This window comes from Herbaspirillum lusitanum P6-12 (assembly GCF_000256565.1).
GTDB classification, from domain to species: Bacteria; Pseudomonadota; Gammaproteobacteria; order Burkholderiales; family Burkholderiaceae_D; genus Herbaspirillum; species Herbaspirillum lusitanum.
Genome location: NZ_AJHH01000644.1, coordinates 1 through 13,658, shown reverse-complemented (window position 1 = coordinate 13,658; position 13,658 = coordinate 1). Strand labels below are relative to the sequence as shown.

Annotated in this window: 12 protein-coding genes and 1 pseudogene; 8 read left to right on the top strand and 5 right to left on the bottom strand. The window is 60.4% G+C overall.

Translation table 11 applies throughout. The annotated features are described in order from the left end of the window. On the bottom strand, positions 1–1,646 hold a 1,646-nt coding region (ppk1, locus tag HLUSI_RS0121300), incomplete at its 3' end, for a polyphosphate kinase 1 (protein ID WP_016835879.1). Between the two features lie 387 nt (positions 1,647–2,033). Here ppk1 and pstS point away from each other — a divergent pair. The 7 genes from pstS to phoR all read left to right on the top strand — a co-directional run bounded on the left by pstS (position 2,034) and on the right by phoR (position 9,001). Continuing rightward, positions 2,034–3,083 (top strand): phosphate ABC transporter substrate-binding protein PstS, encoded by a 1,050-nt coding sequence (gene pstS, locus HLUSI_RS0121295; protein WP_029363857.1) that lies wholly within the window; start codon positions 2,034–2,036, stop codon positions 3,081–3,083. Positions 3,084–3,269: 186 nt separating this feature from the next. Further along, entirely contained in the window at positions 3,270–4,244 is a 975-nt protein-coding gene (gene pstC, locus HLUSI_RS0121290; RefSeq protein ID WP_016835877.1) for a phosphate ABC transporter permease subunit PstC, read from the top strand. Further along, the gene (gene pstA / locus HLUSI_RS0121285; protein ID WP_016835876.1) at positions 4,244–5,158 is read left to right on the top strand and encodes a phosphate ABC transporter permease PstA; all 915 of its coding nucleotides are present in this window, start codon (positions 4,244–4,246) and stop codon (positions 5,156–5,158) included. Before pstC ends, pstA begins: the two co-directional genes overlap by 1 nt. Before the next feature lie 42 nt (positions 5,159–5,200). Then, complete coding sequence (gene pstB, locus HLUSI_RS0121280) at positions 5,201–5,986, top strand: phosphate ABC transporter ATP-binding protein PstB (protein WP_016835875.1); 786 nt, start codon at positions 5,201–5,203, stop codon at positions 5,984–5,986. A gap of 169 nt (positions 5,987–6,155) precedes the next feature. Beyond that, positions 6,156–6,866, top strand: coding sequence for a phosphate signaling complex protein PhoU (gene phoU, locus HLUSI_RS0121275; RefSeq protein ID WP_016835874.1), 711 nt, complete (start codon positions 6,156–6,158; stop codon positions 6,864–6,866). A gap of 39 nt (positions 6,867–6,905) precedes the next feature. Continuing rightward, positions 6,906–7,583, top strand: coding sequence for a response regulator (locus tag HLUSI_RS0121270; protein ID WP_016835873.1), 678 nt, complete (start codon positions 6,906–6,908; stop codon positions 7,581–7,583). A 98-nt stretch (positions 7,584–7,681) separates the two neighbouring features. Beyond that, positions 7,682–9,001: a phosphate regulon sensor histidine kinase PhoR gene (phoR, locus tag HLUSI_RS0121265; RefSeq protein ID WP_016835872.1), complete on the top strand. Its 1,320-nt coding sequence runs from the start codon at positions 7,682–7,684 to the stop codon at positions 8,999–9,001. 243 nt (positions 9,002–9,244) lie between these two features. Here the strand turns inward: phoR and HLUSI_RS0121260 are convergent, their stop codons facing one another. The 4 genes and pseudogenes from HLUSI_RS0121260 to HLUSI_RS34420 all read right to left on the bottom strand — a co-directional run. After that, on the bottom strand, positions 9,245–10,129 hold the full coding sequence (locus HLUSI_RS0121260; protein WP_016835871.1) for an NAD(P)-dependent oxidoreductase: 885 nt from the start codon (positions 10,127–10,129) through the stop codon (positions 9,245–9,247). Positions 10,130–10,232: 103 nt separating this feature from the next. After that, positions 10,233–11,039, bottom strand: coding sequence for a transporter substrate-binding domain-containing protein (locus tag HLUSI_RS0121255; RefSeq protein ID WP_016835870.1), 807 nt, complete (start codon positions 11,037–11,039; stop codon positions 10,233–10,235). Between the two features lie 368 nt (positions 11,040–11,407). After that, complete coding sequence (locus tag HLUSI_RS34425; RefSeq protein ID WP_016835869.1) at positions 11,408–11,791, bottom strand: helix-turn-helix domain-containing protein; 384 nt, start codon at positions 11,789–11,791, stop codon at positions 11,408–11,410. 154 nt (positions 11,792–11,945) lie between these two features. Next, positions 11,946–12,254: pseudogene (locus HLUSI_RS34420) on the bottom strand (AraC family ligand binding domain-containing protein); the annotation flags it as partial. Between the two features lie 111 nt (positions 12,255–12,365). Between HLUSI_RS34420 and HLUSI_RS0121245 the strand changes: the two are divergent. Next, entirely contained in the window at positions 12,366–13,604 is a 1,239-nt protein-coding gene (locus HLUSI_RS0121245) for an MFS transporter (protein ID WP_029363855.1), read from the top strand. Positions 13,605–13,658 lie beyond the last annotated feature (54 nt).

Below are 13,658 nucleotides of genomic sequence, written 5' to 3'. Positions count from 1 at the left end.
CTGCTGTCCGGCTGTTCAACTACACCGGCCACGCCGCGCGCGATCTGCGCTTCGTTGCGGATGGCGCGGATGATTTCCTTTTGCAGCGAAAACGGCGCCAGCCACAAATGATTGAGGGTGCGCGGCTTGGTCAGCGTGGTCAGGTGGATGAACACTTCGTTGACCTCGGCGGTCAGTTCGCGGTGCGAGGTCAGCAGGCCGAAGTCGGTATAGAACTTGGTCGTGGTCGGGTGATAGTTGCCGGTGCCGAGGTGGGCGTAGAAGTGCAGGGCGTTGTCTTCACGGCGGATCACCAGCGCAATCTTGGCGTGGGTCTTGAGGCCGACCACGCCGTAGACGACTTGCGCGCCCGCTTGTTCCAGCTTGACCGCCCAGTTGATGTTGGCTTCTTCGTCGAAGCGCGCCATCAGCTCCACGATGACGGTGACTTCCTTGCCGCGCTGGGCGGCATGGATCAGCGCCTCCATCAGGTCGGAATTCATGCCGGTGCGGTAAATCGTTTGCTTGATCGCCATCACGTTGGGGTCTTGTGCCGCCGTGCGGATGAAATCCACCACCGGCTGGAACGACTGGAACGGATGATGCAGCAGCACGTCGCGCTTCTTCAGCACGGCGAAAATATTCTCATTCTGCAAATGCGGCGGCAGCGTCTGCGCAAACGGCGGGAAGCGCAGCGCCGGCTCCGACACCAGGTCGACCAGTTCCGACAGGCGCACCAGGTTCACCGGCCCCTTGACGGCATACAGGCGATTGCGCTCGATCGAGAACTGCTCGAGCAGGAATTGCGCGAGGTGTTCCGGGCAATTGCTGGCGACCTCGAGACGCACGCCGACGCCGAACTGGCGGCTCTGCAATTCGGTCTGCAGAGCCTGCCGCAGGTTCTTGACTTCTTCCTCGTCGACCCACAGGTCGCTGTTGCGCGTGACGCGGAACTGCGAATAGGCGGTAATCTCGCGGCCGGTAAACAATTCGCCGATATGCGCATGGATCACCGAGGACAACAGGCAGAACGACACGCCTTTCTTGTCCGACAGTTCGTCAGGAAGGCGGATCACGCGCGGCAGAACGCGCGGCGCCTTGACGATAGCGATCGCCGTGCCGCGGCCGAAGGCATCCTTGCCGGACAGTTCGATGATGAAGTTCAGACTCTTGTTCAACACCTGCGGGAACGGATGGGCCGGATCGAGGCCGATCGGCGTCAGCAGCGGCCGCACGTTATGTTCGAAGTACTGCCTGACCCAGGCGCGCTGGGCATCGTTGCGGTCTTCATGGCGCAACAGGCGGACGCCCTTGTTGGCCAGCTGCGGCAGGATGTCCTTGTTCAGCAACTCATACTGGCGCGCCACGATCTGGTGGCATTCGATACTGGTGCGTTCCAGCGCCGCGCTCAGTTCGGGCGGATCGATGTGTTCGCCTTCAATACGATTAGCCAGCAGGCTGGCGATGCGCACTTCAAAGAATTCGTCGAGGTTGCTGCTGCAGATGCACAGATAGCGCAGACGCTCGAGCAAGGGAATCTGCTTGTTCTCGGCTTGTGCCAGCACCCGGCGGTTGAACGCCAGTTGGGACAGTTCGCGGTTGAGGTAAATGGCGGTCGGATTGATTTCCGTGTGTGCGTTATCGTCCGGTTTTTCTTTTCTGGTCATGCGCCGATCCCATTGGTGTCCATAGCAATTTTTCGCAGTGTAGGGTGGCTGTATGACAAGTTAATGACAAGCCCCGGGGGCTTTGTCACAAATGCCGTGTCCGTCCGCATCTGCATTTCCACCAGGAAATTGTCTCGTAAGTCCTGATTCTAACCCCGCTTGCGCGGTGTCTTCCTTGTTGTCGATCAAGCAACGCCTTCTTTTCCTTTCATGACAAGGGCGGGTCATAAACTCGTCACATTTGCTGGTTAAAGTTCACCCCGTCCCAGGAACGCATTCCATCAGTTCCGCAAGTTTCTTCATGAATGCCGTCGGACGGTACAGGTAAGGCGGCACTGCATGAATGGGTTCTTCGACAAACTATCTCGTCAAACAAAGGAGCAAGACATGGGGTTCAATCACATTCTTAAATCTGTTGCGGTAGCAGTATGCGGTACGGTCGCGTTTTCCGCGGCAGTGCACGCAGCAGAAATCACCGGCGCAGGCGCATCGTTCCCGTATCCGATCTACGCCAAATGGGCGGAATCGTACAAGGCGGCTACCGGCAACAGCCTGAACTACCAATCCATCGGTTCCGGCGGCGGCATCAAGCAAATCAAGGCCAAGACCGTTGACTTCGGCGCATCCGATGCCCCGCTGTCGCAAGCCGAGCTCGAGGCTGACGGCCTGACGCAATTCCCGGCAGTGGTCGGCGGCGTCGTGCCGGTCATCAACCTCGACGGCACGACTCCAGGCCAGGTCAAGCTGTCCGGTCAAGTGCTGGGCGATATCTACTCGGGCAAGATCACCAAGTGGAACGCTCCTGAAATCGCCGCCCTGAACGCAGGCGTCAAGCTGCCGGCGGAAGACATCACCGTGGTCTACCGTTCCGACGGTTCGGGCACCTCGTTCGTGTTCACCAGCTACCTGTCGAAGGCCAACGCAGACTTCAAGTCGAAGATCGGCGCAGGCACTGCAGTCAAGTGGCCGGTCGGCGTGGGCGGCAAGGGTAACGAAGGCGTCGCCGCCAACGTGCAAAAGGTCAAGGGCGCAATCGGCTACGTCGAATACGCTTACGTGAAGAAGAACAAGCTGAACTACACCCAGCTGAAGAACAAGGACGGCACCTTCGTGTCGCCTGACGACGCAACATTCAAGGCAGCGACTGCTGCTGCCGACTGGGCCAAGACTCCAGGTTTCGCAGTTGACTTCACCGATGCCGCCGGCAAGAACAGCTGGCCTATCAGCAGCGCGACTTTCATCCTGTTGCACAAGGCACAAGCTGCCGACGGCGCCAAGGGCAAGGAAGTCCTGAAGTTCTTCGACTGGGCTTACAAGAACGGCGGCACAGCTGCAGCCGATCTGGACTACGTGCCGCTGCCGGCCGCAGTCATCAAGCTGGTTGAAGATTCCTGGAAAGTCAATGTCAAGGACAGCGCCGGCAAGGCAATCTGGTAATCAGGGATCGCAAGATCCAGTCAGTCAGAACTTGTTTTTCGGTAGTGCATTGAATGATGTATAGCGGATTGCGGCGGCGTTCACCATCGCTGCAATCCGCACCAAATGGTGAAAATAATGAGCTCAAACATCTCTGCCACGACCATGTCGAACACCGATTTAGGTAAGCCTCCCGCAGATAGCGCCATGCAACAAGCTCAGCACGCGCACGCCGCGTTGTTGGCGACCATGCGCAAGCAGCGCATTCAAGATTTCCTCTTTCATAAAGTCACGCTGATCTTCGCCTTGTCGGTACTGGTGATGCTCGGCGGGATTATCGTTTCCCTCTTCATCGGCGCCTGGCCGGCTTTCCATGAGTTCGGCCCCGGCTTCATCACACGCGTCGAGTGGGACCCGGTCAATGACCAATACGGCGCTGCGATCGCCATCGTCGGCACGCTGACGACATCGCTGATCGCGCTGCTGATCGCGTTCCCGGTCAGCTTCGGCATTGCCCTTTTCCTCACTGAAATCTGCCCGAGCCGCCTGCGTCGTCCGCTCGGCACGGCAGTCGAGCTGCTGGCCGGCGTGCCCAGCATCATCTACGGCATGTGGGGCTTGTTCGTGTTCGCGCCGCTGTTCGCCGAATACGTCCAGCCGGCCCTGAAAGCCACCATCGGCCAACTGCCGGTGATCGGCACCTTGTTCCAGGGCCCGACCATGGGCATCGGCATCCTGACCGCCGGCCTGATCCTGTCGGTCATGATCATTCCGTTCATCGCTTCGGTGATGCGCGACGTGTTCGAGGTGGTGCCTGCCGTGCTCAAGGAATCCGCTTACGGCCTCGGCTGTACGCGCTGGGAAGTGGTGCGCAAGGTGGTGCTGCCTTACACCAAGACCGGTGTGGTCGGCGGCGTCATGCTGGGTCTCGGTCGGGCGCTTGGCGAAACCATGGCGGTCACCTTCGTGATCGGCAATTCGCACCGCCTCTCGTGGTCGCTGTTCGCCGCCGGCAACAGCATCGCCTCCACGCTCGCCAATGAAATCGCTGAAGCATCGTCGACGCTGCACGTATCGTCGCTGTTCGCACTCGGTCTGATCCTGTTCGTGATCACTTTCATCGTGCTGGCCGTGGCGAAGGTGATGTTGATGGGTATGACACGCAAGGAAGGCGCCAAATAATGAACCAACAAGTCACTCCGCAAGCCGGCTCGAACAAAAACGAGACCGCCATTCCGCTGAACTCGCCCTTGAATCCGGTCTATCGCCGCCGCCTGCTGCAACATCGCATCGGCATGCTGTTCTCGTTCCTGGCGATGGCCGCCGGCCTGATCGTGCTGGCCTGGATCCTGCTGACGCTGCTGATCAAGGGCTTCGGCGCACTCAACATCGGCATGCTCACGCAAAACACGCCATCGCCGGGCGGCGACGGCGGCGGTCTGCTCAACCCTATCATCGGCAGCCTGATGATGGTCGGCCTCGGTACCCTGATCAGCACACCGATCGGCATCCTGGCGGGCATCTATCTGGCTGAATACGGCGAAGAGAGCAAGCTCGCGCAGACCACGCGTTTCGTGACCGACATCATGCTGTCGGCGCCGTCGATTGTCATCGGTTTGTTCGTCTACGCGATCTATGTCGCCAACGTCGGCCACTTCTCCGGCTGGGCCGGCACCTTCGCGATCTCGCTGATTGCGATCCCGGTGATAGTGCGTACGACCGACAACATGTTGAAACTGGTGCCGAGCAGCCTGCGCGAAGCAGCCTTCTCGCTCGGCGCACCGCGCTGGAAAGTGGCAATGATGGTGCGCCTGCGCGCCGTCAAGGCCGGCGTCGTGACCGGCGTGCTGCTGGCGGTGGCGCGTATCTCGGGTGAAACGGCGCCGTTGCTGTTCACCGCGCTCAACAACCAGTTCTTCAGTACCAACATGAACAGGCCGATCGCCAACCTGCCGGTGGTGATCAACCAGTTCGCCATGAGTCCTTACGACAACTGGGTAGCACTTGCATGGGGTGGCGCCTTGCTGATCACCGTCAGCGTGCTCGCACTGAATATTCTGTCCCGCACCATGTTCAGCCAACGCGTCCCTGGTTAATTGATACCGGACAACCGATAAGCGAATCGACAAGTGAATACTATGACTACGCAAACATCCGCAACAGCAGACAAGAAATCGACCATTGAAATTTCGCAGCTGAATTTCTACTACGGCGGTTTCCAGGGCCTCAAGAACATCAATCTCAATATCTTCGAAGGCAAGGTCACCGCCTTCATCGGCCCGTCGGGCTGCGGCAAGTCGACCCTGCTGCGCACCTTCAACCGCATGTACGACCTGTACCCGGGTCAACGCGCCGAAGGCAAGATCATGTACGCCGGCAACAACATCCTTGAATCCGGCCAGGATCTGAACATGTTGCGCGCCAAGGTCGGCATGGTGTTCCAGAAGCCGACGCCATTCCCGATGTCGGTCTACGACAACATCGCCTTCGGCATCCGCCTGTACGAAAACCTGCCCAAGGGCGAAATGGACGAGCGCGTCGAATGGGCCCTGAACAAGGCGGCGCTGTGGGGTGAAGTCAAGGACAAGCTGAACAAGAGCGGCCTGTCCCTGTCGGGTGGTCAGCAACAACGCCTGTGCATCGCCCGCGGCGTCGCGGTCAAGCCGGAAGTGTTGCTGCTGGACGAACCGACTTCGGCGCTGGATCCGATCTCGACCGCCAAGGTGGAAGAACTGATCGGCGAGCTGAAGAAGGACTACACCATCGCGATCGTCACGCACAACATGCAGCAAGCGGCGCGCTGCTCGGATTACACCGCCTACATGTACCTGGGCGAGTTGATGGAGTTTGGCGAGACCGACCAGATTTTCATGAATCCGGCACGCAAGGAAACCCAAGACTACATAACAGGCCGTTTTGGTTAAGGGCACCGCATAAGCTACTGCGCGCACCGATCTCCGAGTGGCGATGCTCGCCGTACTCCTGTACGGCTGCGCTTCTCACTCAGACCTCGGCGCTGCTCGCTACGCTTCTGCCGCACCTCTTGAGGCCAGCGGGTCATCAACAAATATTTTCTATTTTTAAGGACGTGACATGACAGGCGATCACTCTTCCAAGCAATACGATGCCGATCTGGAAACCATTCGTTCCAAAGTGCTGGCCATGGGCGGCATGGTGGAGCGTCAGTTCCAGGATGCGATTTCGGCTTTCCGTAACGGCAATCTTGAGCTGGCCGCACGCGTGATGAAGGACGACGAGTCAGTCAATCGCCTGGAAGTCGAACTCGACGATGCCTGCAGCCACCTGATCGTGCGTCGCCAGCCGACCGCCAACGACCTGCGCACCGTGATGGCGACCATCAAGATCATCACCGACCTGGAACGCGTCGGCGACGAAGCCACCAAAATCGCCCGCAATGCGATCCACCTGCACAAGCGCGGCGTCGGCCCGATCAATCATTATGAAACCGTGCGCGTCATCGCCGAAGAAGCGTCGGAAATGCTGCGCAGCGCACTCGATTCCTTTGCACGTCTCGATACCGAACAGGCGACCGCACTGATCGCCCAGGATGCCAGCATCGACCACGGCTTCCGTTCGATCACGCGCAGCCTGGCGACCTTCATGATGGAAGATCCGCGCACCATCTCGGCCTCGATCGACACGCTGTGGGTGGCCAAGGCCATCGAGCGCATCGGCGACCACGCCAAGAACATCGGCGAATACGTGATCTACGTTGTCGGCGGCAAGGATATTCGTCATACCGATTTCGGTTCGGCGCAGATTTCCGTGACCGAAGAAGATTGAACCGGCGTTTTCCTTGAACCATTCAGATAGCGCAACTCCATGACTACCATCCTGATCGTTGAAGACGAGCCTTCGATTGCCGAGCTGATTGCCTTCACGCTCAAGGAGGCAGGCTGGTCCAGCTTCGTCGTCTCCAATGCGGCGGCGGCCTGGGACTTCGTCCAGCATCGCGCGCCGCAATTGGTGCTGCTGGACTGGATGTTGCCGGACCGCAGCGGCCTGCACCTGCTCTCGCGCATCCGCGCCGACCGCCAGCTGCAGCAGCTCTCGGTCATCATGCTCACCGCCAAGAGCATGGAAGAAGACAAGATCGCCGGCCTCGACAACGGCGCCGACGACTACATCACCAAGCCGTTTTCGCCGCGCGAACTGACGGCGCGCATCAAGGCGCTGCTGCGCCGCAAGAGCCCGGAGTTCGCCCAGGAAGAAATGACGGTCGGTCCGGTCACGCTTGATCCGGCCAGCTGCTCGGTGGCGCTCAGCGGCGACAAGATCGACATCGGCCACGCCGAATACAAGTTGCTGAAGTTCTTCATGGCGCATCCTGACCGCGTGTTTTCACGCAGCCAGTTGCTGGACCGCGTCTGGGGCGACCATGTCGTCATCGAAGAACGCACCGTCGACGTCCACGTCCTGCGCCTGCGGAAAGCGTTGCGCGACGCCGAGCACCTGATCAAGACGGTGCGCAGCGTCGGCTACATGCTGTCGGCAAAATAACAAAAGCAACGAAGCCCGGGAGACGCGCGAGGCGCCTGGAATTCCGAAAGACCTCTATACTGGACGACTGTTCCAGTCCTGAAACTAACGAGCATCACATGAGTCCACAACTGCTGTTCTGGGTTCCGGCGGCCTTGCGCTTCCTGATCTGCCTGATTGGCGTCTGCGTCGTCTGGTTTTTCTTCGGCGCCACCGCCGGGCTGATCGTCGCCCTGGCCGGCATGGGCGCGCTGGCGTTTACCCAATTGCATTACCTGTTCCGCCTCGGCAGCTGGCTCGACAATCCCAGCCACGCCAAGCTGCCGGACGGCTGGGGCGCCTGGACCGATATTTTTGCGCGCCTGTACCGCATGCGTCGCGACGACGAAAAAAACCAGATCGAACTGGCCGAATGGCTGGCGCGTTTCCGCCAGGCCATGAGCCTGCTGCCGGATGGCGTGGTGATCATGGACGACGTGCTGTTCCTCGAATGGTGCAATCCGGCGGCGCAGCAACACCTGGGTTTGCAGCTCGAGCGCGACAAGGGCATGCGCGTCACCAACCTGATCCGCAATCCTGCCTTCATCGATTACATCATTCTCGGCCGCTATGAGCAGCCGCTGACCCTGAGCGTGCAGGAGCGTAAGCTGATCGTGCAGATCATCCCATTCGAAAACCGCCGCCAGATCCTGGTCACCCACGACGCCACCGAATCGGAGCGCATCGACATGATGCGCCGCGACTTCATCGCCAACGCCTCGCATGAATTGCGCACGCCGCTGACGGTGATCAACGGCTTCCTCGAAATCGCGCTGGCGCAACCGAACCTCGACACCGACGTGCGCACCGCGCATCTCAAGCTCATGACCGAGCAGGGGCAGCGCATGCAGAACCTGATCGGCGACATGCTGACGCTGACGCGGCTGGAGTCGGTCGACTATCCATTGCGTTCGGAACGCGTGCACGTGCGTCCGCTGCTGGAAGGCATTCTGGAAGAAGCCAAGGCGCTGTCGTCAGGCAAGCACCAGATCACGCTGGAAGCCGACGGCCCCGATCTGCAGGGCAACGTCGACGAACTGCGCAGCGCCTTCAGCAACCTGGTTTCGAATGCGGTGCGCTATACGCCGCAAGACGGCATCATCAAGTTGTACTGGGAGCGCAAGGCGGGCGGCGGCGCGCAATTCGTCGTCAGGGACAACGGCATCGGCATCAGCCAGGAACACATCTCGCGCCTGACCGAGCGCTTCTACCGCGTCGACAAGAGCCGCTCACGCGAGACGCAAGGCACCGGCCTGGGCCTGGCCATCGTGCGCCATGTCTTGCTGCGCCATCGCGCCACCCTTGGCGTGGAATCGGTGCCGGACAAGGGCAGCACCTTTACGGTGGGTTTCCCGGCGAATGTGCTGATCGAGGAATTTGTACCGGTGGAGCGCAACTGAATTTAACTCAGTTGCCGTCACCGTTCAAAAGAAGAAAGTGGTATTTCACTTTCGCCAGGGTAAAGATCAAAAGTGAGCGTGCTGTGACCGAGGTGGAAGTCCGCGCCTGGTAAGGACCGGCCGGACGATCGACGAAGCCGCCGCCGCGTGCTCGCGATCTGCCGACGACCCGATAACCGAAACAAGATGCGCCGCAGGCGTCCGGATATCGATACCCGGCACCAAATGCCTGCGGCGCTGCCGTTACTTCTTCGCCAGGCGTTCTTTATGCGCCTGCACCATCGCCCCCAGCATCTGTTCGCCGTAGCCTTCCTTCGCGCTCTGCTGCAAGGTCGCGGCAACATGCGGGCCGATCATGGACGGATTGGCGAAAGCCGCCGTCATGTTGTTGTAGTAGCTCAGGTCCTTGCCGGCGTTGGCGATGCTGAACTTCATGCCGTCCGAACGGCCTTCGAGGATGCCGCCGGCGATCATCTGGAAGATGCCGCTGTTGGCGCCGCCCTTGCTGATCACGTCGAAGAACTTGCGCTGATCTACGCCGACGGCGTCGCACATCGCCAGCGCTTCGGTCGCCAGCGTGGCAGTGCCGATCGCGATGAAGTTGTTGAGCAGCTTGAGCTTTTGCGCGCTGGTGGTGCCGCCGATGTGGAAGATGTTTTCGCAGAAGGCTTCGAGGATGGGCTTGACCTTGGCGAAGGTGGCGTCATCGGCGCCGACCATGGTGTTGAGACGGCCCTGCATGGCTTCGACCGGCGTACGCGCCAGCGGCGCATCGACGAAGCTGACGCCCTTGGTCGCCAGTTGCGCGGCGATGCGCGCGCTCGACATCGGCTCGCTGGTGGAGCAGTCGATCAGGATCTGGCCGCTGCGGCAGTTTTCCAGGATGCCGCCGGCGCGGAAGATCAGGTCCTCGACCTGCGGCGAACCGGTGACGCACAGGATGATGGCGTTGACGTTGGCCACCAGGTCTTGCAGGCTGGAGGCTTCGCGTGCGCCTTCGGCGACCAGTTCTTCCACCGGCTTGCGATTGCGGTTGCCCATCACGGTGACGTTGAAACCCTTGATGACGAGGTTGTGCGCCATGCCCTGGCCCATCATGCCGACGCCTATGAATCCGATATTTTTCATGACTGGTGAAATGCTTTCGTGAAAAGTGAAAAAAGCCGGCGCGACTGTTTCTGCAACAGCTGCGCCGACGCCGAACGAGCTTGTTGAATCAAGGCTTATTGACTCACTTCGGCATGTATTGCGACAGGTCGGGCAGCGGTGCGCCGGCCGCCGCTTCATACGACTTCGCCAGGTTGCCGTTCTTCATGTTGGCGACCACCCAGTTGTTGATCCAGGCCAGCAGCGCGGTGTCTTCCTTGCGCACGCCAATGCCGTGCGGCACGACCTTGACCGAGAACTTGGTTTCGATGTTGCGGCCCGGGTTCTTGCGCGCCGTGGTGGTCACCAGCTCCTTGGCGGTGCCGATGGCGTCGACCTGGCCCGACAGCAGCGCCGCAGCGTTGGTGGAGTCATCGTCGTAGCGCACCAGCGTCGTACCCTTGGGGACGATCGGCGTCAGCAGCGTGTCCTGCAGGTTGCCGCGCACCACGCCGACGCGTTTGCCGGCCAGGTCGGCCAGACTCTTGATCTGCATGGTCTTTTCTGCGCCGACCACCGATTCCGACGCGCTGTAGGGGACGCTGAAGTTGATCACCTTGGCGCGCTCCGGCGTGATGCTGAACGACGCGATCACGATATCGGCCTTGTTGGTCAGCAGGAAAGGCACGCGGTTGGGGCCGGTGACCTGGATGATTTCCATCTCGACGCCGAGGTCCTTGGCCAGCATCTTGGCGGCGCTGACGTCTGAGCCGTAAGGTTGAAGCTTGTCGTCGGTCATGCCGAACGGCGGCGAGCCGAGATCGATGGCGATGACGATCTTCTTGCGCTGGCGGATGTCATTGAGCGTGTCGGCGCTGGCCGACTGGGTCAGGAAGAGCAGGCCGAGGACGGCCGCGGCGGCGTATTTGATGCTGGCTTTGAAGGTGTGCATGCAATCTCCTGATGTAAGAATTGTTGTTTGTTTTACTACCGCTCTGCTGAAAAAACGAAGTCAATCCGGAAATGCGGTCACAGGAAACTGCGGGCGCAAGGGAGCCTTCGCGACTGACGCAATGCGTCGCCGGCGGGGAAGTCTTTCGCGCGTGAAAAATCCTGTGTTGTCTCCGCCTGAAGCGTGACGTCCCGAAGCTGCTGCCCTGAGTACGTCCGCCGGCTTTTATGGTTCTTGTTTTGTCGCCGGTTCTCTTTCAATACGAGCTACCGGTTGGAAGGCGACACTACGCCCGGCCCCGTGCACTGTCCAATGAAACTAATTCATCGCGTGATAACCGATCGTGATGGCGGGCTTGCCGGGCATTCTCATTCGATTTTTTTGGCGCGTTGCAACATGCTGTCAGCGGCGATATGCCGGCGAGCCAGGCCGCCGTACTGGCTCGGGGTCTTGCCGAGCACGCTGCGGAACATGCTGGTGAAGGCGCTGGCGCTTTTGTAACCGAGCCGTTCGGCAATGCGTTCGACGGCTTCGCCCTGCGACAGCCGCAGCAGCGCATCGGTGATGTGGACTTGTTGCACCCAATGGCGGAAGTGCAGGCCGGTCTCTTTCGGGAACAGGCGGATCAGTGTGCGCGGACTGGCGCCCACGAATTCCGCCCAGTGCGCCAGCGAGTTGGCGTTGCCGGGATCGGCGAGGATGGCTTCGCACACCGCCACCACGCGCCGGTCGGACGGCCACGGAATCACCACGGGGATGGCGGCGGCGCCGTCGATTTCCGACAGGATCAGTTGCGCCAGGTGGCCGCCGGCCGCGCAGGTCGTAGCCGGATTCGGAATCCGATTCTTCCTTCAGCAGCGCCAGGATCAGTTCGCGCAGCAGTGGGGTGACTTCCAGCAGGCGGCACTCGGCGCCGATCAGTTCAGATTCGTGCGGGCGGATGTAGAGCGTGCGCAGGCGCACCGCGCTGAGCATGCGGATTTCATGCGCCAGGCTGCACGGCACCCACAGCGCACGCTGCGGCGGGATGACCCAGAGGCCGTGCGCGGTGCGCACCTGCATGACGCCTTCGGCCGCGTACAGCAACTGGCCGCGCGGATGCGAGTGCTTGGCGAGCAATTGGTCGTGATCGAAGTCGCGGCTGAAGGCGACTACCGCATGCGGCAAGTGTTGCAGCTGGGCGGCTTCGGGGCTGGAGTGGACGATGTTGATCACGATGAAAAATGGAGTGTCACTTAATCGGCAGAAAATGTCATTCTGATTTTTAAGTGTCAATATACCATTCGCCTATCGTTCCATCATTCCTGCCATTTCATTTTTATCGCCATGACCATCCAGACCTCCTCTCCCGCCGTGTTGTCCGATGCGCCCGCTGCAAGCGCACCGGCGGCCACACAAGCAGGCAGTTCACCATTGGTGCTGCGCATCGTGCTCGCCGTCGGCTTCGCCCACCTGATCAACGACCTGATCCAGGCGCTGTTGCCGTCCATCTATCCGATGCTCAAGCAAAACTATGGACTGAGCTTCACCCAGGTCGGCCTGATCACGCTGACCTTCCAGGTCACGGCCTCGCTGATACAGCCCTGGATCGGGATGTATACCGACAAGCATCCCAAGCCTTTGCTGCTGCCGTGCGGCGCGCTGTTCACGCTGCTGGGCATCGTCCTGCTGTCGATGGCCGGCAGCTTCGGCTGGTTCCTGCTGGCGGCGGGGCTGATCGGCGTCGGTTCGTCGACCTTCCATCCGGAAGCTTCGCGTATCGCGCGCATGGCTTCGGGTGGCCGCTTCGGTTTTGCGCAGTCGACTTTCCAGGTCGGCGGCAATGCCGGATCGGCCCTGGGTCCTTTATTGGCGGCGGCGATCGTGGTGCCGTTCGGTCAACCCAATATCGCGTGGTTCTGCATCTTCGCGGTGGTGGCAATCGTGGTGCTGTCGCGCGTGAGCAATTGGTATCGCCATCATCTGGCCGCCGGTGCAAAAAAGGCGCGTGCGACGGTGCATCATCACCTCTCTTCCGGCACCGTCAAAAAGGCCTTGCTGGTGCTGGCCTTGCTGGTGTTTTCCAAATACTTTTACATGGCTGGTTTCACCAGTTACTTTACCTTCTACCTGATCGACCGATTCCATCTGACCGTCGGCGACTCGCAGATCCTGCTGTTCCTGTTCCTCGGCGCGGTGGCGGCCGGCACCTTCTTCGGCGGACCGATCGGCGACAAGATCGGACGCAAGCGCGTGATCTGGTTTTCCATCCTCGGGGCGGCCCCGTTCGCCTTGCTGCTGCCGCACGCCAACCTGTTCTGGACCGGCGTGCTGTGCGTGTTCGTCGGCTTCATCCTGGCCTCGGCGTTCTCGGCCATCGTGGTGTACGCGCAGGAACTGGTGCCGGGCAAGGTGGGGCTGATTTCGGGCGTGTTCTTCGGCCTGATGTTCGGCTTCGGCGGCATCGGCGCGGCACTGCTCGGGCATCTGGCCGACCTGTATGGCATCGCCAATGTTTATCTGCTGTGTTCGCTGCTGCCGCTGGCCGGTGTGCTGACGGTGTTCCTGCCGGACCTGAAAGAATAGGTCCGGTGCGCAACGACGAAAACGCCATCCGTTTGTGCGGATGGCGTTTTTTTT

What these genes read in the sequence shown, in the direction of transcription:
- HLUSI_RS0121245 (WP_029363855.1), top strand. Translation starts at nt 12,366, where the DNA reads ATGACCATCCAGACCTCCTCTCCCGCCGTGTTGTCCGATGCGCCCGCT.
- phoR (WP_016835872.1), top strand. Translation starts at nt 7,682, where the DNA reads ATGAGTCCACAACTGCTGTTCTGGGTTCCGGCGGCCTTGCGCTTCCTG.
- phoU (WP_016835874.1), top strand. Translation starts at nt 6,156, where the DNA reads ATGACAGGCGATCACTCTTCCAAGCAATACGATGCCGATCTGGAAACC.
- HLUSI_RS0121260 (WP_016835871.1), bottom strand. Translation starts at nt 10,129, where the DNA reads ATGAAAAATATCGGATTCATAGGCGTCGGCATGATGGGCCAGGGCATG.
- pstC (WP_016835877.1), top strand. Translation starts at nt 3,270, where the DNA reads ATGCAACAAGCTCAGCACGCGCACGCCGCGTTGTTGGCGACCATGCGC.
- pstA (WP_016835876.1), top strand. Translation starts at nt 4,244, where the DNA reads ATGAACCAACAAGTCACTCCGCAAGCCGGCTCGAACAAAAACGAGACC.
- pstB (WP_016835875.1), top strand. Translation starts at nt 5,201, where the DNA reads ATGACTACGCAAACATCCGCAACAGCAGACAAGAAATCGACCATTGAA.
- HLUSI_RS0121270 (WP_016835873.1), top strand. Translation starts at nt 6,906, where the DNA reads ATGACTACCATCCTGATCGTTGAAGACGAGCCTTCGATTGCCGAGCTG.
- pstS (WP_029363857.1), top strand. Translation starts at nt 2,034, where the DNA reads ATGGGGTTCAATCACATTCTTAAATCTGTTGCGGTAGCAGTATGCGGT.
- HLUSI_RS0121255 (WP_016835870.1), bottom strand. Translation starts at nt 11,039, where the DNA reads ATGCACACCTTCAAAGCCAGCATCAAATACGCCGCCGCGGCCGTCCTC.